The 20,449-nt window shown below is 34.2% G+C and carries 16 protein-coding genes and 1 other RNA gene; 12 read left to right on the top strand and 5 right to left on the bottom strand.

Annotated features, from left to right (window positions below; all coding sequences use genetic code 11):
• Window positions 1-142: 142 nt before the first annotated feature.
• Complete coding sequence (locus AO58_RS0111460; protein ID WP_024981840.1) at window positions 143-2,347, top strand: tetratricopeptide repeat-containing hybrid sensor histidine kinase/response regulator; 2,205 nt, start codon at window positions 143-145, stop codon at window positions 2,345-2,347.
• On the opposite strand, the gene AO58_RS0111455 is transcribed toward AO58_RS0111460, so the two are convergent.
• Both AO58_RS0111455 and AO58_RS0111450 read right to left on the bottom strand, forming a co-directional pair.
• Complete coding sequence (locus AO58_RS0111455) at window positions 2,344-3,594, bottom strand: DEAD/DEAH box helicase (RefSeq protein WP_024981839.1); 1,251 nt, start codon at window positions 3,592-3,594, stop codon at window positions 2,344-2,346. The genes AO58_RS0111460 and AO58_RS0111455 overlap by 4 nt on opposite strands.
• A 120-nt stretch (window positions 3,595-3,714) precedes the next feature.
• Window positions 3,715-4,755: a formimidoylglutamase gene (locus tag AO58_RS0111450; RefSeq protein ID WP_024981838.1), complete on the bottom strand. Its 1,041-nt coding sequence runs from the start codon at window positions 4,753-4,755 to the stop codon at window positions 3,715-3,717.
• Window positions 4,756-4,842: 87 nt separating this feature from the next.
• Here AO58_RS0111450 and AO58_RS0111445 point away from each other — a divergent pair, with 87 nt between their 5' ends.
• The gene (locus tag AO58_RS0111445; protein ID WP_024981837.1) at window positions 4,843-5,718 is read left to right on the top strand and encodes a DUF8428 domain-containing protein; all 876 of its coding nucleotides are present in this window, start codon (window positions 4,843-4,845) and stop codon (window positions 5,716-5,718) included.
• 54 nt (window positions 5,719-5,772) lie between these two features.
• Here AO58_RS0111445 and hutI read toward each other — a convergent pair whose 3' ends face one another.
• Both hutI and AO58_RS0111435 read right to left on the bottom strand, forming a co-directional pair.
• Complete coding sequence (gene hutI, locus AO58_RS0111440; RefSeq protein ID WP_024981836.1) at window positions 5,773-7,011, bottom strand: imidazolonepropionase; 1,239 nt, start codon at window positions 7,009-7,011, stop codon at window positions 5,773-5,775.
• An 85-nt stretch (window positions 7,012-7,096) separates the two neighbouring features.
• A complete protein-coding gene (locus AO58_RS0111435; RefSeq protein ID WP_024981835.1) occupies window positions 7,097-8,170 on the bottom strand; it encodes a glutaminyl-peptide cyclotransferase in 1,074 nt (357 codons plus the stop codon).
• 88 nt (window positions 8,171-8,258) lie between these two features.
• Between AO58_RS0111435 and ffs the strand changes: the two genes are divergently transcribed.
• The 6 genes from ffs (at window position 8,259) to AO58_RS0111405 (ending at window position 12,724) form a co-directional block, all read left to right on the top strand.
• Window positions 8,259-8,356, top strand: an RNA gene (ffs, locus tag AO58_RS17805) — signal recognition particle sRNA small type.
• Between the two features lie 143 nt (window positions 8,357-8,499).
• Window positions 8,500-9,303 (top strand): SDR family oxidoreductase, encoded by an 804-nt coding sequence (locus tag AO58_RS0111430; RefSeq protein ID WP_024981834.1) that lies wholly within the window; start codon window positions 8,500-8,502, stop codon window positions 9,301-9,303.
• A gap of 4 nt (window positions 9,304-9,307) precedes the next feature.
• A complete protein-coding gene (locus AO58_RS0111425; protein WP_024981833.1) occupies window positions 9,308-9,508 on the top strand; it encodes a hypothetical protein in 201 nt (66 codons plus the stop codon).
• Between the two features lie 174 nt (window positions 9,509-9,682).
• Window positions 9,683-10,339, top strand: coding sequence for a fructose-6-phosphate aldolase (gene fsa / locus AO58_RS0111420; protein WP_024981832.1), 657 nt, complete (start codon window positions 9,683-9,685; stop codon window positions 10,337-10,339).
• 270 nt (window positions 10,340-10,609) lie between these two features.
• Window positions 10,610-12,385, top strand: a complete 1,776-nt coding sequence (rpsA, locus tag AO58_RS0111410; RefSeq protein ID WP_024981831.1) for a 30S ribosomal protein S1 — start codon at window positions 10,610-10,612, stop codon at window positions 12,383-12,385.
• A gap of 111 nt (window positions 12,386-12,496) precedes the next feature.
• Window positions 12,497-12,724, top strand: coding sequence for a hypothetical protein (locus AO58_RS0111405; protein WP_024981830.1), 228 nt, complete (start codon window positions 12,497-12,499; stop codon window positions 12,722-12,724).
• A gap of 37 nt (window positions 12,725-12,761) precedes the next feature.
• Here AO58_RS0111405 and AO58_RS0111400 read toward each other — a convergent pair whose 3' ends face one another.
• Complete coding sequence (locus tag AO58_RS0111400; RefSeq protein WP_024981829.1) at window positions 12,762-14,306, bottom strand: hypothetical protein; 1,545 nt, start codon at window positions 14,304-14,306, stop codon at window positions 12,762-12,764.
• A 153-nt stretch (window positions 14,307-14,459) separates the two neighbouring features.
• Between AO58_RS0111400 and AO58_RS0111395 the strand changes: the two genes are divergently transcribed.
• The 4 genes from AO58_RS0111395 to ilvB all read left to right on the top strand — a co-directional run bounded on the left by AO58_RS0111395 (window position 14,460) and on the right by ilvB (window position 20,446).
• Entirely contained in the window at window positions 14,460-15,629 is a 1,170-nt protein-coding gene (locus AO58_RS0111395; RefSeq protein ID WP_024981828.1) for a 2-isopropylmalate synthase, read from the top strand.
• 27 nt (window positions 15,630-15,656) lie between these two features.
• Window positions 15,657-16,772, top strand: a complete 1,116-nt coding sequence (gene leuB / locus AO58_RS0111390) for a 3-isopropylmalate dehydrogenase (protein ID WP_024981827.1) — start codon at window positions 15,657-15,659, stop codon at window positions 16,770-16,772.
• 257 nt (window positions 16,773-17,029) lie between these two features.
• Complete coding sequence (gene ilvD, locus AO58_RS0111385) at window positions 17,030-18,703, top strand: dihydroxy-acid dehydratase (protein WP_024981826.1); 1,674 nt, start codon at window positions 17,030-17,032, stop codon at window positions 18,701-18,703.
• 48 nt (window positions 18,704-18,751) lie between these two features.
• A complete protein-coding gene (gene ilvB, locus AO58_RS0111380) occupies window positions 18,752-20,446 on the top strand; it encodes a biosynthetic-type acetolactate synthase large subunit (protein WP_024981825.1) in 1,695 nt (564 codons plus the stop codon).
• Window positions 20,447-20,449 lie beyond the last annotated feature (3 nt).

Here is a 20,449-nt window from a genome sequence, read left to right as displayed (position 1 = left end):
AAAGCCTGCTTGATTTTATTAAGCAGGCTTTTTTATGATTACAAATTAAGAGTTGAGGCGTATTAATTTATAATAATATAATCATTTGTATCTCGGAAATATGTATTTTAGATATAAATTTTTCAACTATTAAAAAACAATTATGTTACAAAGTCGCATTGTTTTAACTTTTTTTTTATTATTTATATATGTTTTTAATCTATCAGCTAAAAATGGAGTTTATGATAGAAAAGAGTTGTTACAAAAGTCAAAACAGGCCAATGAATACTTTAAGGCTAATGATTTTGAACAATCATTACTCTTGGCACGAGAAGTTTTAAAAAAAGGATTACAAACAAATGATGACTATTTAATTGCTGTAGCCTATAATATCATTGGATGTAATTATAGTGAATTTTTCGAAAGTGATAAATCAATTAAGTATTTCAATAAATCTTTACTTTATGCCAATAAAACATCAAATGATACTTTGAAATTTAAAGCCTATAATAATTTAGGAAATGTCTATTGCTTCAATAAGAAAAATTTCAATCAAGGTATAGAGTATTTTAAAAAAGCTATTTTTTATTGTAAGAAAATAAAAAATGAAAATTTTCAATTGTTTGTTAGCATTAACATGGCTTGGGCGTATTTTGAAAATTCAAATTTTGAAGAAGGTCTCGAATTTCTTAACTATTCAAATGCTAATTTCATAGAAAAAGGGAATGAGTCAATTTGCACTGTTTTTAAAATGATTAATGGGATGTATTATAGTCATATTGGGGATTATAAGAAAGCCAAAGAATATTTTAGTAAATCTGTTTCACATGGTTACATTCATAATGACATAAATGATGTTTCTTTTGCCCATTATCAGTATTCCAAAATGCTTTTTAAAATAGGTGATTATAAAGAAGCTTATGTACATCTTAATAAGTATGATGAATTAATAAAGACAATTTATGATGAAAATAAACTGATAAAAGCTTCTATTGCTGGCTTAAACCTAGAGGTTGACGAATACAAAAGAGAATTAACCAAATTTGAGATAGTCAAAGAGGTTCAGAAACAAAATTTAATTAAATCTAAGATAATTGTAGTCTTATTTATAATTGTTTTTTGTATTCTTTTACTTCTCGTTTTTACATTAGTTAGAAACAATAATTTCAAGCGAAAGATAAATTCAGAACTCATAATCGCGAATAATGATTTATTGCTTGCAAAGGAAAAAGCTGAAGAAGCATCTCAAATGAAGTCTCAGTTTGTATCTACCATCAGCCATGAGTTAAGGACCCCACTTTATGGGGTTATAGGAATAACAAATATGCTTATTGATGAGTATAAATATTTAGCCAAAAGCCCTCATCTTAGTTCTTTGAAATTTTCTGCAAGGTATTTACTTTCTTTAATTAATGATATTTTACAAATCAATAAAATTGAAGAAAATCGAGTGGTTCTGGAAAATATGACTTTTAATATTTCGGATGAAATAGAAATGATTGTACAGTCGCTCTCTTTCTTAGCTCAAAGTAATCGGAATGAAATTGAGGTATTTATCGATTCAAATCTACCTGAATATGTTATTGGAGATAAGTTGCGTTTTGCTCAAATAGTTATGAATTTAATGAGCAATGCCTTGAAATTTACTAAAAAAGGAACCGTTTCTGTTTCTGCCATTTTGGAAAAAGAAGTAGATAATCAATGTTTTGTAAAATTTAATATCAAAGATACAGGCGTTGGGATTGCCAAAATAGATCAACAAAAGATATTTGATAAATTTGTTCAAGTTGGTAGAAATGACACTGATTATCAAGGTACTGGTCTTGGATTATCTATCGTAAAAAGATTATTAGAGTTATTTAATAGTGAAGTCATCCTTGAAAGTGTTATAGGGGAAGGAACATCATTTACATTTACAATTCCATTCGAAAATGATAGAAACAAAACAAATGCGATAATAAATAACATGAATGTGGATTTGACTTCTAGTCAAATTTTTAGTGTTTTGATCGTTGAAGACAACCGAATAAACCAAATGGTTACTAGGAAGTTAATGGAGAAAAATCATTTCAAATGTAATGTTGTAGAAGATGGTTTTAAAGCACTCGAAATTTTAGAAAAAGAGAAGTTTGATATAATATTGATGGATATCAATATGCCATTGATGAATGGGTTTGAAACCACTCGATTGATAAGAAGTAAGAATATTACAACTCCTATTATTGCCTTAACGGCTTTTGATAAGGAAGAAATTACAGAAGAAGCACTTGCCTCAGGTCTTAATGATATTATTATTAAGCCATTCGATCAGTCAAAACTTTTTAAAGTAATACATTCGTTAATTTCAAAATCGCAAAGCGTTGGTTAGTACCAACGCTTTTTGTTTTGTTTTGCATTTGCAGATTTACGTGATTTATGTGCGCCTCCACTTCTATTAGAATTTTTAGGTTTTTCGGATGGGGTTTCTGGATTACCAGATTGCCAAGGAAAAGGATGATCAGTAATGGTTTTTACATCAACTTTTATCAACTTTTGAATATCTTTCCAGTAAGGGTGTTCATCTTTTCCGCAAAATGAAATTGCCAGACCTCCATTACCTGCTCTTCCCGTTCTGCCTATTCGATGCACGTAGGTTTCTGGAATATTTGGAAGGTCAAAGTTTATGACAAAAGGTAATTGATCAATATCAATACCTCTTGCGGCAATATCGGTGGCTACAAGCACGCCAACTTCTTTGTTTTTGAAGGCTTCTAATACACGTTGTCTTGCATTTTGAGATTTGTCTCCGTGAATAGCCTCGGCTGCTATATCTTTTTTCCGTAAAGCTTTCACAACATTATCAGCACCATGCTTTGTTCTTGAAAAAACCAAAACATCCGTTAAATTCTGATTTTTTATCAAATGATATAAAAGATTTCTTTTTTCTCCTTTCTCGACAAAATATAAATGTTGTTCTACTTTTTCAGCAGTAGAGGAAACGGGTGAAACCGTTACAGTAGCTGGGTCATTCAAGAACATTTCTGCTAATTCTCTAATAGCAATCGGCATGGTGGCCGAAAACAATAAGGTTTGTCTATTTTTTGGCGTTAATTTTACGATTTTCTTTACATCATTTACAAATCCCATGTCTAACATTTGATCTGCTTCGTCTAAAACCAATGTATGCAAATGATCAAAATCAATAAAACCCTGTTTGTGAAGGTCTAATAATCTTCCCGGTGTAGCAATCAAAACATCCACTCCCTGACGTAAGCTGTCTACTTGAGGATTTTGCGAAACACCACCAAAAATTGTCAATTGCGTTAAATTGGTGTATTTGGCATAGGTATCAAAATTTTGGCCAATTTGTACGGCTAATTCTCTAGTGGGGGTAACCACCAAGGCTCTTATTTCCTTTTTTTTCTTGGATGATCCTACTATTCGATGCAGTTGATGTATGATTGGAATGGCAAAGGCAGCTGTTTTTCCGGTACCGGTTTGTGCGCATCCTACCAAATCTTTTCCAGATAAAATTAGAGGTATTGACTGTTCTTGAATTGGAGTAGGGGCGGTATAGCCTTGTTCAAATACGGCTTTTTGTATACTTTTGGAAAGGGATAAATCTTCGAATAACATAGTTTTTGTTTTAATATTCTTTGATAAAACTCAAAGAACAGGTTTGCAAAGATAGTGTTATTATTTACAAGCTTAATTTTATCCCTAAATTCTACTTGTAATTTCCTTTTAAAAGAAGAGCTAAATAAAATTTTGATTATGTCCTTTGATAAAATCTGTTACTAAATAACCAATTAATTTTCCTATCAAATGATTGTTTTGTTGGAAGTCTAAATCTGGTGCCCCTTCACAAATATGTATATAAGATGCATTTTTTTGTTTTGCGAAAAAAGAAATAAAAGTTCGTAATTCTTCAATTGAAAACCCACTTAAGGTCATGGCACTACTAGCAATGTTCGGAATTGCATCTAAGTCAATTTCTATTCCAAAAGAGTCGTTTTTTATGAAATCAAGCGCTGTTCTCATTTCTTGACCAAACTCTTTTTCTTTTCTAATATTGATAGCGTCATAGGTGGTATATCGTACTCGATCTTCCAATTTTTTTATCACATCCAAAACGCTTTTTGAGGTGTAGTTTTCATGCAAACCAAAGATGAAGTATTTTTTTAAGAAGCCTTCCTCAAAGGCATATGAAAATCCATTTCCGCTATGTCTACCTTCAAGAATTCGAAAATCAGAATGAGCATCAAAATTGACAGCGTTAATGGCTTTGCCTTTGGCCAAAGCTGTTCCTTTAATATTTCCGTAAGCATTGTTATGACCGCCTCCTATAATTATAGGTACTTTTCCGGATTGAATAATTTTGCAAACGATATATGAAACTTCTTTGTCAATTTTTTTAACTAACTGGCTTAACTTTGATCGATCATCAATATTATTAAAGTCTAAATCGGTAACGAGATTCATTTCTTCTCTAACGTCAATTTGTCCTAAAACCAGAATTTGACTGCCTTTACAAAAACGATTGTGTTGAATGTTTGCGATGCCTTTGATGGCGCAATCCCAAGCAGAGGCGGCGCCTGGTCGACCGTAATTGGCTCTTACACCTATATCCTCAGGAATCCCGAATAATACATATTTCGCTTCTGAGGATTTGATAAATGATGCTAATTCTGCTTCTTTAGGAACAGTAATCATTTTTTCACCAAACTTGATCTCTCCGCTTCTGTGGTTGGTAATTTTAGCCAGATCACTTGAAGTGAATCGGATTAATTTTTCCATTTTTTTCTTTCAAAAATACTATAAATATGTTAACAGTCGTTATATGATTAAAAGATTTGCTTAATTTTGCTTAAAAATTTAATTTACATGGAAAAAGAACAAAACAATTCAAGTTTAAAGGCTATTATAGCAGTATTAGCTGTTTTATTAGTAGGAAGTTTGGTGTACATATTTAAATTATCTTCTGATAAAGATGTAGTGAAAACCGAATTGACTACAACACTTAGCGAGAAAGAAACCTTAATGAAGGATCTACAAACGTTAAAAACTACGTATGATGCAGCTATCGCTGAAAATACAACAATGTCTGAAGAGTTAATCCAAGAAAGAGACAAAATCGTTGCTCTTATGGATGAATTAAATCAGTCAAAAGGCGATGTTTCTAAATACAAAACTCAATTGTCAGCTTTACAGAATAAAATGAAAGCGTTGATGACTGAAAATGAAGGTTTGAAACTAGCAAACGAAAGAGTTACTGCTCAAAGAGACAGTACGGTAGTTGTTTTAGGAGAATCTAAAAAATTCAATGAAGTTTTAGTAGGTCAAAATGAGGACTTGTCTAAAACTGTTGAAAAAGGATCTAAACTTACTGTTTTAAACACAAAAACTGCAGCTTACAAATTAAGAAGTTCAGGGAAACAAATTGAAACAGAAAGAGCAAGTAGAGCGGATATTTTAAAAATTAGTTTTACTATTGCTGAAAATCAAATTGCAAAATCAGGTGATAAAACCTATTATGTGCAAGTTATTGACAGCAAAAACAACGTATTAGGTGAAAAACAAACTGAGTCATTTGGTGATAAAACCTTAACTTATAGTTTTGCAAGTACTGTGACTTACCAAAACAAAACAGTAGATGTTGTTGAAGATCTTCCTGGGAAAAATTTTGAAAAAGGAACTTATTTTATCAATATTTTTGATAAAGGTGAATTGGTTTCTAAAACAAGCTTTTCTTTGAAATAGTCAAACATAATAGTTTAAGAAAATGAGGCTGTCCGAAAAGGACAGCCTCTTTTTTTATGCATAAACTTTTCCATCAAGAATGACAGTGTCTATTAGATTGCTACCGAAGGCATACGGTAATTGGTAAAATGAATGAAGTGTTTTGGTAATAATTAAGTTTGCTTTCTTGCCAATAGTTATGCTGCCATGGGTGGTTGAAATTCCCATCGCGTAAGCACCGTTCAGCGTTGCGGCATTTATAGCTTCCTCGGGAGTCATTTTCATTTTGATACATGCCGTTGCAACTACAAAATTCATGTTGCCGGACGGGGTAGAGCCCGGGTTATAATCGGTAGCTAGAGCAAGAGGTAATCCTGCCGCAATCATTTTCCTAGCAGGAGTGTATGGAATACTTAAAAAGTAAGAACAACTTGGTAAAGCTACTGGCATTGTTTCCGTGTGTAGTAATGCTTCAACATCTTCTGGATTCATGATTTCTAGGTGATCCACAGATAGTGCTTTGTGTTTTACTCCCATTTGAATCCCGCCAATAGAGTTGAATTGATTCACATGGATTTTTGGTATTAAACCATATCGTAAACCAGCTTCTATGATTTTTTTAGTTTGTGCTACACTAAAATAACCAGTTTCGCAAAAGACATCTATAAAATCAGCTAGTTTTTCTTTAGCAATTTCAGGAAGCATTTTGTTAATGATAAGATCAAGATAGCCTTCCTTGTTGTCTTTGTATAAAGAAGGGTAGGCGTGTGCTCCCAAAAAGGTGGCTTTTATTGTGATAGGGTAGTTTTGAGCTAATTTTTTTATGACGCGTAGCATTTTTAACTCTCCTTCAACGGTTAATCCATAGCCTGATTTGATTTCTACTGCACCAGTTCCTAATTTTATGACTTCTTTAAGGCGTTGTTCTGATTGGGAATAGAGTTCATCTTCGGAGGTTTCGTTTAGTTTTTGAGCAGAGTTCAAGATTCCGCCCCCTCGATTGGCAATTTCTTCATAAGTTAGTCCATTGATTCGGTCAACAAATTCTTGTTCACGATTACCTGCATAGACAATATGGGTGTGGCTATCGCACCAAGAAGGAAGTACTATTTTGCCAGTTGCATCAATAATTTGGTCTACTTCACGAATTGGCATTTTTTCCATTGACCCAAAATCAGTAATTAGGTCGTTTTCTATAAGTAAGAAGGCATTTTTGATGCTGGGTAAAATAGCCATTTCTGCACCAGAAACTTTAGTACTATTTTCATTCCGAATCTGTAGTAGCTCTTTTATGTTGGTAATTAGTGTAGTCATGATGATGAAGTGTATAAACACAAATTTCACAAATAAGCATGAGTTTCATGAAATTTGTGAAATTTGTGTGTTGTTTTTTTAATTTTTATTCAGATACTTTGATCTCAAACATTTTATCCCAGTTTTTTCCGGTTACAAAAAATGTTTTTGTTTTTGGGTTGTAAGCAATACCGTTTAGTACGTCGGTATCTGTTCTTTGTGTGATTTTTTTCTTTAGTTCAACCAGATTTAAAATGGCTTCTACGGCTCCTGTCTTTGGGTTAATGACTGCAATGGCATCTTTTAGATAGACATTGCCATAAATTTTACCATTTACCCATTCCAATTCATTTACACCTTTTATTTTAGTATCTAAAGAGTACACATAAATACTGCTAATAGGCTGGAAAGTGTTAGGGTCTATTATATGTATGTTTTCAGTACTATCGGTCATGTATAGATTTGTGCCATCAGAAGTTAGTCCCCAGCCATCCATTTTTTTAAAATAGGGAAATGTTTTTTCTTTTTTGAAGGTATCGGCATTATAAACATAGCCTTCATTATTTTGCCAGGTAAGTTGGTATACTTTGTTGTTAAGAATCGTAATGCCTTCGCCAAAATATTGTTTAGCTAGTTCTACTTTTTTATAGACTTTTCCGGTTTTATAATCGGTTTTTCGTAAACTTGAAATGCCTCTTTTTCCACTTACGCCTTGGCCGTTTCCGGTTCCTTCAAACAAGGTGTCTCTATAAAACTCTAGTCCTTGAGTGTAGGCTGCTGTATCATGTGGAAAAGTATTGACGATGGTATACTTTAGTAATTTTGGTTGCACGTCGGATACCAATTCGATTCTAGCTGTGGCAGCAGAAAAATTGCCGTCAAAATAAACTAGGGCTTTGATGTTTTGATATCCTAATTTTTGATCTTTAAAGGAATGATTCAAATACTCGGCTCCTTTTTTAGTTTCGATTTTTTTATCGTTGATAAAATAAACAATACTATCAATTGTTTTTGAATTGGGATTCAGAATACCAATTTTTGCAATGTCTTTTGCAGTGTAGTAAGGCTTAAAGGTTGCTTGATCGATAGTGAAAATAGAATTTTCGGCATTTTTTGTATCGCCACAACGAACAAGTATAATTCCTAATAAAATGACTGATAGGAAGTTGAGTTTTTTCATGATTAAAATTTTAGCTAAAGCTAATATACAACGATAATTTTAAGCGCCAAAGTACTTGCAAAAATATAAAAAGATTGTATATTTGCACCGGCAAGTCCTACACGACCAGCTCCTGCAGACTCCCCCAGGGTGGGAACGCAGCAAGGGTACGCGGTTGAGCGGTGCGATGTAGGTCGCTTGCCATTTTTTACTTCTTCAATCTTCCAATTTGGGAGATTTTTTTATTTAAAACCGTTTCTGTTTTTATTTATTTTTTAAAAACGGTTGATTTCAACATCATTTTTCTACATTTACTTCACTAATTTAAAACAAAATTCAATATTTAATCTATGGCAAAAGTAGTGTTGATAACCGGAGGTTCGTCTGGTATTGGGAAGTCGATTGGTGATTTTTTACTTCAAAAGGGTTTTGTTGTTTATGGTACCAGTAGAAATCCAGATAAAGTGTTGCAAAGTAATTTTCCGCTGCTAGCTTTGGATGTGAGAAATACGGATTCGATCCAAAAAGCAATACAGCACATCATTGCAACATCTGGACGAATTGATGTGGTGATTAATAATGCGGGAGTTGGAATTACTGGTCCTCTTGAGGAAATTCCAACAGTAGAAATCAGGAATAATTTTGAAACTAATTTTTTTGGTCCTATCGAGGTGATGAAGGCGGTACTGCCACAAATGCGCTCTCAGGGATCAGGTTTGATTATTAATGTTACCTCCATTGCAGGTTATATGGGATTGCCGTATCGTAGTGTTTATTCGGCATCTAAAGGTGCTTTAGAACTGATAACCGAAGCTTTGCGAATGGAAGTCAAGTCTTTTGGGATTACCATTACCAATGTCGCTCCGGGAGATTTTGCTACTAATATTGCTGCTGGACGGTATCATGCGCCTGTATTGCAAGGATCAGATTATGAGGTAGTTTACAAGCGAACACTTGAAGCAATGAATGAACATGTGGATAGTGGAAGTGATCCAAATGAAATGGCTGAAGCAGTGTATCAAATTATCCTAAATCCAAGACCGAAAATTCACTATAAAGTTGGGGTTTTTATGCAGAAGTTTTCAATTGTTTTGAAACGTTTGTTGCCTGATTTGGTTTATGAAAAAATGTTAATGAATCACTATAAATTATAATATTTTGGAAAAAATTTTAGATTTTCTGCCTGTTGTGCTTTGGGGACTTGTTGTATTAGCTATTTGGTACTTTACCCGAAATGTATTGCTTGGTTTGAGCAATCGAATCAATAATTCAGAGCTCTATAAGGAAGATATGCTTAATGTTCTGGAGGAAATTAGAGACGAACTAAAAGAATTAAATAAAAAGAATTCTTTGGAATAACTATATTGTTGTAGTTTTGCGAAAATTTGCGTGAGGGATAGAAGCAAACTACCGAAGTAGTGCGTATAGCCCGACCCCATTTACCAAAGGCGCCTATAGCAGGTAGGATTGTAGCGCCTTTGGTAAATGGGGTCACGCCCAAGATAGAGAACACAATTAAACATAAATAATAGTATGAAATTTTTTATTGACACTGCTAACTTAGCACAAATTAAAGAAGCACAAGCGTTAGGCGTTTTGGATGGAGTAACTACAAATCCGTCTTTGATGGCCAAGGAAGGAATTACTGGTAAAAACAATATTCTTAAGCATTATGTTGATATTTGCAACCTTGTTGAAGGTGATGTGAGTGCCGAAGTAAATGCTTTGGATTATGACGGTATGATTAACGAAGGTGAAGAATTGGCAGATTTACACGAGCAGATTGTGGTAAAATTGCCAATGACAAAAGAAGGTGTAATGGCAGCGAAATATTTTTCGGATAAAGGCATTAAAACTAATGTAACGCTTGTTTTTTCGGTAGGACAAGCAATTTTGGCAGCAAAAGCAGGAGCTACCTATGTATCTCCATTTGTGGGACGTTTGGATGATGTTTCTACTGATGGATTGAATTTGATCGAAGAAATCAGATTGGTATATGATAACTACGGGTACGAAACTCAAATTTTGGCTGCTTCAGTTCGTCACACAATGCATATTGTGAATTGCGCTAAGATTGGTGCTGATGTAATGACTGGGCCTCTTTCGGCTATCTACGGTTTGTTGAAACACCCATTAACAGATATTGGATTGGCTCAATTTGTAGCTGATTTTGAAAAAGGAAACAAATAATCTTTATATTAAAAAAAAAGTTTTTTACGTTCTAAAAACACATGAATCCCCTAATGATTTCGATTATTGGGGGATTTTTTTTTGAAAGTGAATAGAAATATAAATTTACTGTTTTTAAAAATTTGTCATCTTGAATAAATAGTGTACTTTTGCACACCTTTTGGTGAATAAGAGTTTCCTTTAGGTGTCAACTATTTATGTAAAACAACTTCTGTTTTTTCTCTCACTTTAAGAAACTCAAGATAAACAGAATACAAATTTTTTATCAGCATGTCTGAACAATTAAAATCACAAGAAGAGTTTTTAGCAAATTTTAACTGGCATAACTTCGAAGAAGGTATCGATGCAGTAGATGAGAAAAACTTATTAGAATTCGAAGAACTAGTATCAAAAACTTTCATCGCTACAGATCAAGAAGAAGTAGTTGAAGGAGTAGTTGTTAGAATTACAGATAGAGACGTTATCGTTGATATCAACGCTAAATCGGAAGGTGTTATTTCATTAAATGAATTCCGTTACAACCCAGCTTTAAAAGTAGGTGACAAAGTAGAAGTATTAATTGACATCCGTGAGGATAAAACAGGTCAATTGGTATTATCTCACAGAAAAGCGCGTACTATTAAATCTTGGGATAGAGTTATTGCTGCAAACGAAACAGGTGAAATCGTTACTGGTTTTGTAAAATGCAGAACTAAAGGTGGTATGATCGTTGATGTTTTCGGAATTGAAGCATTCTTACCAGGATCTCAAATTGATGTTAAACCAATTAGAGATTACGATGTATACGTAAACAAAAACATGGAATTCAAAGTGGTAAAAATCAACCACGAATTCAAAAATGTTGTAGTATCTCACAAAGCGCTTATCGAAGCGGATATTGAAGTACAGAAAAAAGAAATCATCGGTCAATTACAAAAAGGACAAGTATTAGAAGGTGTTGTTAAAAACATTACTTCTTATGGTGTGTTTATTGACTTAGGTGGTGTTGATGGATTAATTCATATTACTGACCTTTCTTGGAGTAGAATCAACCACCCAAGTGAAGTGCTGGAATTAGACCAAAAATTAAACGTTGTAATCCTTGATTTTGATGATGAGAAAACAAGAATTCAATTAGGATTGAAACAATTAAACGCTCACCCATGGGATGCTTTAGATGCTAACTTAGCAGTTGGTGACAAAGTGAAAGGTAAAGTAGTAGTTATCGCTGACTACGGTGCTTTCATTGAAGTAGCTGAAGGTGTTGAAGGTTTAATCCACGTTTCTGAAATGTCATGGTCTACTCACTTACGTTCTGCACAAGATTTCGTAAAAGTAGGAGATATCGTTGAAGGAGTTATTTTAACTTTAGATAGAGATGACCGTAAAATGTCATTAGGTATCAAACAATTGTCTCAAGATCCTTGGACTGACATTACTTCTAAATACCCTGTAGGTTCTAAACATTCAGGTATCGTTAGAAACTTTACAAACTTTGGTATTTTCGTAGAATTAGAAGAAGGAATTGATGGATTAATCTACATTTCTGATCTTTCTTGGACTAAGAAAATCAAACACCCATCTGAATTTGTAAATGTTGGTGAAAAATTAGACGTAGTTGTATTAGAATTAGATGTTGATGGACGTAAATTATCTTTAGGTCACAAACAAACTACTGCTAATCCTTGGGATCAATACGAAGATTCATTCGCTGTAGGAACTATCCACAATGGTGAAATTTCTGAAATCGTTGACAAAGGAGCTACTGTAGAATTTGGAGATGATATCGTTGCTTTCATTCCTACTCGTCACCTTGAAAAAGAAGACGGTAAGAAATTGAAAAAAGGTGAATCTGCAGATTTCAAAGTAATTGAATTCAACAAAGAATTCAAAAGAGTAGTTGCTTCTCACACTGCTATCTTCCGTGAAGAAGAAGAGAAAAATGTAAAAGCTGCAACCGAAAATACTTCATCTGCTTCTACTAATGCGCCAGCTGCAACTTTAGGAGATAACAATGATGTATTAGCTGCATTGAAAGCTAAAATGGAAAAATCAGAGAAAAAATAATTTCTTGATTTTTTGAATATAGAAAGCCTCACAGCAATGTGAGGCTTTTTTTTGTGCAATTTTGTTTGTTCATTTGTGCTAAACGATAGTGTATTTTTGAATCTATAACCAATGATGAAACCTTTAAAAGAAAAACTTTTGATACAAGACGCCACGATTCATAAAGTGCAATATGATAAAGAATGGTTTTTTAAATTGGATGATATGGCCTTTTATTTAAATGAAGATTTATCCGATGTGGAAAGTATTAAGCTTTTAATGTTAGTTGAGGGTGAAACAGAACTTGTACAATGCGCAACTTTTGAGGATATTCTGAGGGGGAGAAAAGAACGACAATAAAATAAAAGGAGATCATAATGATTTGATCTCCTTTTGATTAACGGTTATTTAGTTTTGCTTTTTCTTTGATGATATCACTAATTTTTCGATTCTCAATCTTGCTTTCCAGCCACGAAATAATGTCAAGATATAAAAAAGCTCTCTTTTCGTAAGTGTTTTTTTCGAGTGCAACAAAACGTTCTTTCATTTTGATAAACTCTTTTTTGATGTCACTGGGGTAAATAGCATTCAAGTTTTTCATAAAGCGAATGATTTCCTTTTGCACTTCGTGCAGGTCGTTCATTTTTATCAAAAACTTATATGTATTCTTGATTTGAGTTTCAATGTGGAAATCTTTTCCAGCCTCGTAATGCGCAATGATGCACAATAATCTTGAAAAGCACATCAAATCTTCTCTCATGGACAAGTTTTTATTGTTGATGATTTTTTCCAAATACCAAATACATTTATCATATTTTTCGTTACCGAAATAGATGGAGGCAAATTTGTAATAGAACAGCATTTCGTGATGCTCATCAAGATGATCATTGTGGATTTTTAACTTGTTTAGCACTTCTGGAATCAAATATTCACTTTCGATAAAACTTCCCTCAAGAATATGATAGTTTAACTTATTGTTGTATAAGTATAAAAAAGACAAACTTGCAATATTGTCATTCACCGGAAAGCGAGGATCTTTAATGGTTTCTTCTAATAATCCTAAATATTTTTTGAATTTGGATTGGTATTTTAGCATATACAACGACTCCAATAAATAATTGTTTCCTTTTAAGAAAAAAACAGGATTTAAATAAATCATGTTCGGGTTGTCATAGAATAAAGTCACCCATTTAAAGGAATACTTAAAGCTCGAAAGGAAGTCTTGTACCAAAAAACTACGCCATAAATTGGCATTGTAAAACCAATATTTTTCGCGAAAACCAAATTTAGATTCGTCTAATTTTGAAATGTGTTTTAAGAAATAATCGTCAATATATTGGTGCTCATGATCATTTTTTACGTAACCGGTCTTTAGCATTGTTCCATACAACTGCAAAGATAGATTGGACAATTTACTTGAAATAGTATTTCGGTAATTTAATTCTTTGGCTTGTATCACTAATTCGTCGGCACGACCTTGAATACTGCGCGTGATGTATTGTGATTCGATTAATTTTTCGAACTCAACAATTTCAAAAGCCATATATTTTTCGTCATTTTCTAAGGCAATCGCTTTGGTTTTGTCGAGGATCTTCAAACTTTGTTTGTACAATCCCTTATTGTACAAAATGGCAGCAAAATCAATTTGCTCTCTTAATTGATAACGCACATTTTGACTGGGAATATTTAATCGAATGCTAACTAATATTTGTTTGTATAAATAAGACTTAAGATTGGATAGTTGTACTTTTTTGATAAGTCCATTCTTTAAAATCATTTTCTCATCATAAGTATCCGATTTGTCTAGAATATTAAAAAGCTCTATGAATTTGGTGTTCGAACTGGTCTCTAAACGACTAGCGAAAATCTTAAACTGACGTTTTTCGGACTTTGAAAGGGACTTAATTAATACAAATAAAAAATCTTTTTGATGGTTAGCCATTGTAAAATAATGTATCTTAAAATATTGTAAATCAATAAGTTATTGGTTGTTAGTTGATTTTATGAAGAGTATATTTGAATATATTGGTTTTTATTCTTGTATACCTAAATCTATTTTTGTTATGAGATGTGAAATTACATTAAATATATCAAAATGAATAGAGAGAAAGTTCAAATTTTTGACACCACCTTACGAGACGGAGAGCAAGTTCCTGGATGCAAGCTAGATACTAAACAAAAATTGATTATAGCTAACCGTTTGGATGAAATGGGCGTAGATATCATTGAGGCAGGTTTCCCTGTTTCAAGTCCGGGTGATTTTTTATCTGTTTCAGAAATAAGTAAAATTGTTAAGAATGCAACGGTTTGTGGACTAACTCGCGCCGTAAAAAACGATATTGATGTTGCCGCTCAGGCTTTACAATATGCCAAAAAACCTAGAATTCACACTGGTATTGGTACTTCAGATTCGCATGTGATTCATAAATTGAATACGACTCGTGAAGATATAATCGAAAGAGCAAAAGCGGCTGTTGCCCATGCTAAATCTTATGTTGAAGATGTAGAGTTTTATGCAGAAGATGCCGGTCGTACCGACAATGAATTTTTAGCTCGAGTCTGCGAAGAAGTCATCAAATCAGGTGCTACTGTTTTAAATATTCCTGACACCACGGGTTATTGTTTGCCAGAAGAATATGGAGCGAAGATTAAATATTTAAAAGAGAATGTCAAAGGCATTGAAAATGTTATTCTTTCTTGTCATTGCCACAACGATTTAGGAATGGCTACTGCCAATTCTATTTCGGGAGCCATCAACGGAGCCAGACAAATTGAATGTACCATTAATGGAATTGGAGAAAGAGCTGGGAATACAGCATTAGAAGAAGTGGTGATGGTGTTCAAGCAACATCCTTATTTGAATTTGGATACCAATATCAATACCCGTCAATTGAATGAAATGAGCCGTTTGGTTTCTGAAAGTATGGGGATGATTGTTCAGCCTAATAAGGCAATTGTTGGTGCCAATGCTTTTGCTCACAGTTCAGGAATTCATCAAGATGGAGTGATTAAAAACAGAGCGACGTATGAAATTATGGATCCTTTAGACGTTGGCGTCAATGAATCATCCATTATTTTGACTGCAAGAAGTGGTCGTGCCGCTTTAGCATATCGAGCCAAAAAAGTTGGATATGAATTAACCAAAGTACAATTGGATATAGTGTATCAAGAATTTTTAAAGTTTGCCGATATTAAAAAAGAGGTACTAGATATGGATATTCATCAAATTATTGAAGTTTGTAAAATTAACATTCAATCCGCATAGGTTCTTTTAACATTAAAAACAAAAATTATGAATTTAAAAATAGCTGTACTTTCGGGAGATGGAATTGGTCCAGAAGTTACCTTGCAGGCCAAAAAAGCGTTAAATGCAATTGGTGTGGTTTTTAACCATGAATTTGTTTTTGAAGATGCCTATATTGGTGCCATCGCTATCGAAAAAACAGGGAAACCACTTCCAGATCAAACCTTAAATTTGTGTAGAAATACCGATTGTATCCTTTTTGGTGCTATTGGTGATCCTATGTATGATAATGATCCATCAGCTAAAATTCGCCCTGAACAAGGTTTATTGAAGCTTAGAAAAGAATTAGGATTGTATGCCAACATCCGCCCCATAAAAGCCTATCCTCATTTAATGCATTCTTCACCTATAAAAAAAGAAGTTTTGGATGGAACTGATTTTGTAGTGTATAGAGAATTGAATGGAGGTTTGTATTTTGGGAAAAAATCAACCAATGAAACCGAAACCTATGCTTCTGATTTATGTGAATATGAAGAAGTAGAAATTGCAAAAATCACGCATTTGGCTTTCAAAGCAGCTCAAGCCAGACGCAAGAAAGTGACATTAGTCGACAAAGCCAATGTATTAGAAACCTCTCGTCTTTGGAGAAGAGTAGTTACTGAAATTGCCAAGGATTACCCTGAAGTTGAATTGAATTTCTTGTATGTCGACAATGCCGCCATGCAAATCATTTTGAATCCAAGACAGTTTGATGTTTTATTGACCGATAATTTGTTTGGTGATATTCTTTCAGATGAAGCAAGCGTTATCTCGGGTTCAATCGGCTTAATGGCATCTGCTTCTATAGGAGATTATCATTCGTTATTTGAACCTATTCACGGTTGCTATACCGAGGCTAAAGATAAAAATATTGCTAATCCAATAGCATCCATTTTGTCGGTAGCCATGCTGTTGGAACATTTTGGATTATTTGAAGAAGCCAAAAAAGTAATTGCGGCGGTAGAAACAGCCATAAGCAATCAAGTCGTCACAGTTGATTTAAAGGTAGATTCACGATTTGGCACAAATGAAGTCGGAGATTTTATCGCAAATTATATTATGGATGAAGAAGATTTGTACTTTAAGAAGGATTTTGTACAAATTGGTCGTTCAACAATAGTATAGTTTTTCAAGAGAAACATTATAAATAGAGAAATACATTGTTTATTTGTTCCAATTTTTTAGTATTTTTGGATTTCAATAGATAAACAATGCAAAAACAAACCTTTATTATTACCTCTATTATTAATGTCATCGTAAGTATTACGCAGGCAAGAGGAATGGTATAGGCATATGTAAAACATATTTCTTTGAAACCTTCCAATGATCTTGGAAGGTTTTTTTTTAGACAAATAATAAATAGTAAAATATAAAAAAATAGAATGGAATTAAATAAATACAGTAAAACAATTACTCAAGACATTACACAACCTGCCGCCCAAGCCATGTTGTACGGAATTGGATTAACTGAGGAAGATTTAAATAAAGCACAAGTAGGAATTGTAAGCATGGGTTACGAAGGGAATACTTGTAACATGCACTTAAACGATTTAGCAAAAAAAGTCAAAAAAGGCGTTTGGGATGCCGATTTAGTAGGACTGATTTTTAATACGATTGGGGTTAGCGACGGAATTTCTAACGGTACTGATGGTATGCGTTATTCATTAGTTTCCAGAGATGTAATTGCTGATTCTATCGAAACTGTAATGGGAGCACAATGGTATGATGCTATGATTGCCATTCCAGGTTGTGATAAAAACATGCCAGGAGCTTTAATTGCCATGGGAAGAGTCAACCGCCCAGCCATAATGGTATATGGGGGTTCTATTCATTCAGGAGAATGGAAAGGTGAGAAGTTGAATATTGTGTCAGCTTTTGAAGCTTTAGGTAAAAAACTGCAAAACACTATTTCTGAAGAAGATTTTAAAGGCGTAATTCAAAATTCTTGCCCTGGTCCAGGAGCTTGTGGAGGAATGTATACCGCCAATACTATGGCTTCGGCTATTGAAGCATTAGGAATGAGTTTGCCTTATAGTTCTTCTAACCCAGCTTTGAGTGAACAAAAAAGAAATGAATGTTTGGATGCTGGAAAATACATCCGCTTGTTACTTGAAAAAGACATCAAGCCAAGAGATATAATGACTCGAAAAGCCTTTGAAAATGCAATTACAATTGTAGCTGTTTTGGGAGGATCAACCAATGCGGTAATGCATTTAATTGCAATGGCACATTCGGTTGATATTGAAATCACCTTGAAAGATTTTCAAGATATTAGTGATAAAACGCCAATGTTAGCCGATTTAAAACCAAGTGGAAAATTTATGATGGAAAATCTTCATCATGTGGGTGGTGTTCCAGCAGTATTGAAATATTTATTAAAAAACAGTTTAATTCATGGAGATTGTATGACTGTTACCGGAAAAACAATTGCTGAAAATTTAGCCAACCTTCCAGATCTGAATGATGGTCAAGAAGTGATACACGATATTCAACGTGCCTTAAAACCTACCGGGAATATTCAAATTTTGTACGGAAATCTTGCTGAAGAAGGTTGTGTAGCCAAAATTAGCGGAAAAGAAGGAGAGTATTTTGAAGGTACAGCCGTAGTTTTTGAAAGTGAATTTGAAGTAATTCCGGGTATCGAAGCTGGAAAAGTAAAACCAGGAAATGTTGTCGTTATTCGCTATTGTGGACCTAAAGGAGGTCCAGGTATGCCTGAGATGTTGAAACCAACATCTGCCATAATGGGAGCAGGATTAGGAAATTCTGTAGCTTTAATTACAGACGGTAGATTCTCGGGTGGTTCTCATGGTTTTGTGGTAGGTCATATCACTCCAGAAGCTTATGATGGTGGTGGAATTGCTTTAATTGAAGAGGGAGACGTAATTAGCATTGACGCCGTCAAGAACACGATTAACCTTAAAATTTCTGATGAAGAATTCGCAACACGTAAAGCCAATTGGGTACAACCTCCATTAAAAGTTACGAAAGGAGTTTTACTTAAATACGCAAGAGCCGTTTCGAGTGCTTCAACAGGTTGTGTAACGGATAAATAATAAGAATGATACGAAAATGAAAGAGATTTCATTTAAAAATAAATACTCATGGAAACAAATAGAATAACAGGAGCGGAAGCCATCATCAAATGCCTTCTTGAAGAAGGAGTTGATATCGTTTATGGATACCCAGGAGGCGCCATAATGCCTGTTTATGATGAATTATATAAATTCCAAGACCAATTGCATCATGTTTTGGTACGACATGAACAAGGTGCTACTCACGCCGCACAAGGTTATGCCAGAGCCACTGGAAAAGTAGGAGTAGCTATTGCTACTTCAGGTCCAGGAGCTACAAATTTAATCACTGGAATTGCAGACGCTCAAATTGATTCCACGCCGATGGTTTGTATTACAGGACAGGTTGGGAAACATTTACTAGGTTCTGATGCTTTTCAAGAAACAGATATTATTGGTATTTCAACTCCAGTAACCAAATGGAATTACCAAGTAACTGAGGCCGCAGAAATTCCGGAAATAATAGCAAGAGCTTTTTATATCGCTCGTTCGGGTCGACCTGGACCTGTTTTGGTAGATATTACCAAAAACGCTCAGTTTGATGAACTAGATTTTAGTTATTCCAAATGTAAAGGAGTTCGCAGTTACTTTCCAAAGCCTGTTTTGGATCACAAAAAAGTAGCTGAAGCCGCCGCCTTAATTAATACAGCAAAAAAGCCGTATATCGTTTTTGGTCAAGGGGTTATTTTAGGTGAGGCAGAGCAATTGCTAAAAGATTTGATTGAAAAAACTGGAATACCAGCGGCTTGGACCATTTTAGGGCTTTCTGCGTTACCTACAGATCATCCTTTAAATGTTGGGATGCTTGGCATGCATGGTAATTATGGTCCCAATGTTTTAACGAATGAATGCGATGTTTTAATTGCCATCGGTATGCGTTTTGATGATCGCGTAACTGGTAATTTAGCTACCTATGCCAAACAAGCCAAAATTATTCACTTTGAAATTGATCCTGCCGAGGTCGATAAAAATGTGAAAACCGATGTGGCAGTTTTGGCAGATGTCAAAGAATCTTTAGCTGCCTTGATACCATTGGTAAACAAAAATACACATGAAGCTTGGCATAATGAATTCAAAGAAAAATATAGAATTGAGTTAGAAAGTGTGATCGATGAGGAGTTAGCTCCAAAAGGAGAAGGGATTTCAATGGGAGAAACGATCGAGATGATTAACAAGCATTCTAAAGGAGATGCTATTATGGTTTCGGATGTGGGTCAACACCAGATGTTTACTTGTAGATATTCTAAATTTAATCAGTCCAAAAGCAATATTACTTCGGGAGGATTAGGTACCATGGGATTTGCTTTACCCGCCGCTATTGGTGCCAAAATGGGGCGTCCAGATCGCGAAGTGGTAGCTATAATTGGTGATGGAGGGTTTCAGATGACCATTCAAGAATTAGGAACGATTTTCCAGACCCAAGTTCCAGTAAAAATAGTGGTATTGAACAATGAATTTTTGGGAATGGTACGTCAATGGCAACAACTGTTTTTTGACAAACGTTATGCCTCAACGGAAATGATCAATCCTAACTTTGTTGCCATCGCTGAAGGATATTACATCAAAGCCAAAAAGGTAACCAAACGAGAAGATTTGGATGCTGCCGTGGCTGAAATGTTGGCTTCAAAAGAAGCTTATTTCTTGGAAGTAATGGTAGAAAAAGAAAATAACGTGTTTCCGATGATTCCTACTGGAGCATCAGTATCAGATATCAGACTAAGTTAATTG

Origin of the sequence: Flavobacterium succinicans LMG 10402 (genome assembly GCF_000611675.1) — a bacterium.
GTDB classification, from domain to species: domain Bacteria; phylum Bacteroidota; class Bacteroidia; order Flavobacteriales; family Flavobacteriaceae; genus Flavobacterium; species Flavobacterium succinicans.
This window is presented reverse-complemented; position numbering and strand designations above follow the sequence as displayed.

What these genes read in the sequence shown, in the direction of transcription:
- AO58_RS0111455 (WP_024981839.1), bottom strand. Translation starts at nt 3,594, where the DNA reads ATGTTATTCGAAGATTTATCCCTTTCCAAAAGTATACAAAAAGCCGTA.
- rpsA (WP_024981831.1), top strand. Translation starts at nt 10,610, where the DNA reads ATGTCTGAACAATTAAAATCACAAGAAGAGTTTTTAGCAAATTTTAAC.
- AO58_RS0111400 (WP_024981829.1), bottom strand. Translation starts at nt 14,306, where the DNA reads ATGGCTAACCATCAAAAAGATTTTTTATTTGTATTAATTAAGTCCCTT.
- AO58_RS0111405 (WP_024981830.1), top strand. Translation starts at nt 12,497, where the DNA reads ATGATGAAACCTTTAAAAGAAAAACTTTTGATACAAGACGCCACGATT.
- leuB (WP_024981827.1), top strand. Translation starts at nt 15,657, where the DNA reads ATGAATTTAAAAATAGCTGTACTTTCGGGAGATGGAATTGGTCCAGAA.
- ilvD (WP_024981826.1), top strand. Translation starts at nt 17,030, where the DNA reads ATGGAATTAAATAAATACAGTAAAACAATTACTCAAGACATTACACAA.
- AO58_RS0111445 (WP_024981837.1), top strand. Translation starts at nt 4,843, where the DNA reads ATGGAAAAAGAACAAAACAATTCAAGTTTAAAGGCTATTATAGCAGTA.
- AO58_RS0111395 (WP_024981828.1), top strand. Translation starts at nt 14,460, where the DNA reads ATGAATAGAGAGAAAGTTCAAATTTTTGACACCACCTTACGAGACGGA.
- AO58_RS0111460 (WP_024981840.1), top strand. Translation starts at nt 143, where the DNA reads ATGTTACAAAGTCGCATTGTTTTAACTTTTTTTTTATTATTTATATAT.
- AO58_RS0111450 (WP_024981838.1), bottom strand. Translation starts at nt 4,755, where the DNA reads ATGGAAAAATTAATCCGATTCACTTCAAGTGATCTGGCTAAAATTACC.
- AO58_RS0111435 (WP_024981835.1), bottom strand. Translation starts at nt 8,170, where the DNA reads ATGAAAAAACTCAACTTCCTATCAGTCATTTTATTAGGAATTATACTT.
- AO58_RS0111430 (WP_024981834.1), top strand. Translation starts at nt 8,500, where the DNA reads ATGGCAAAAGTAGTGTTGATAACCGGAGGTTCGTCTGGTATTGGGAAG.
- hutI (WP_024981836.1), bottom strand. Translation starts at nt 7,011, where the DNA reads ATGACTACACTAATTACCAACATAAAAGAGCTACTACAGATTCGGAAT.
- fsa (WP_024981832.1), top strand. Translation starts at nt 9,683, where the DNA reads ATGAAATTTTTTATTGACACTGCTAACTTAGCACAAATTAAAGAAGCA.
- ilvB (WP_024981825.1), top strand. Translation starts at nt 18,752, where the DNA reads ATGGAAACAAATAGAATAACAGGAGCGGAAGCCATCATCAAATGCCTT.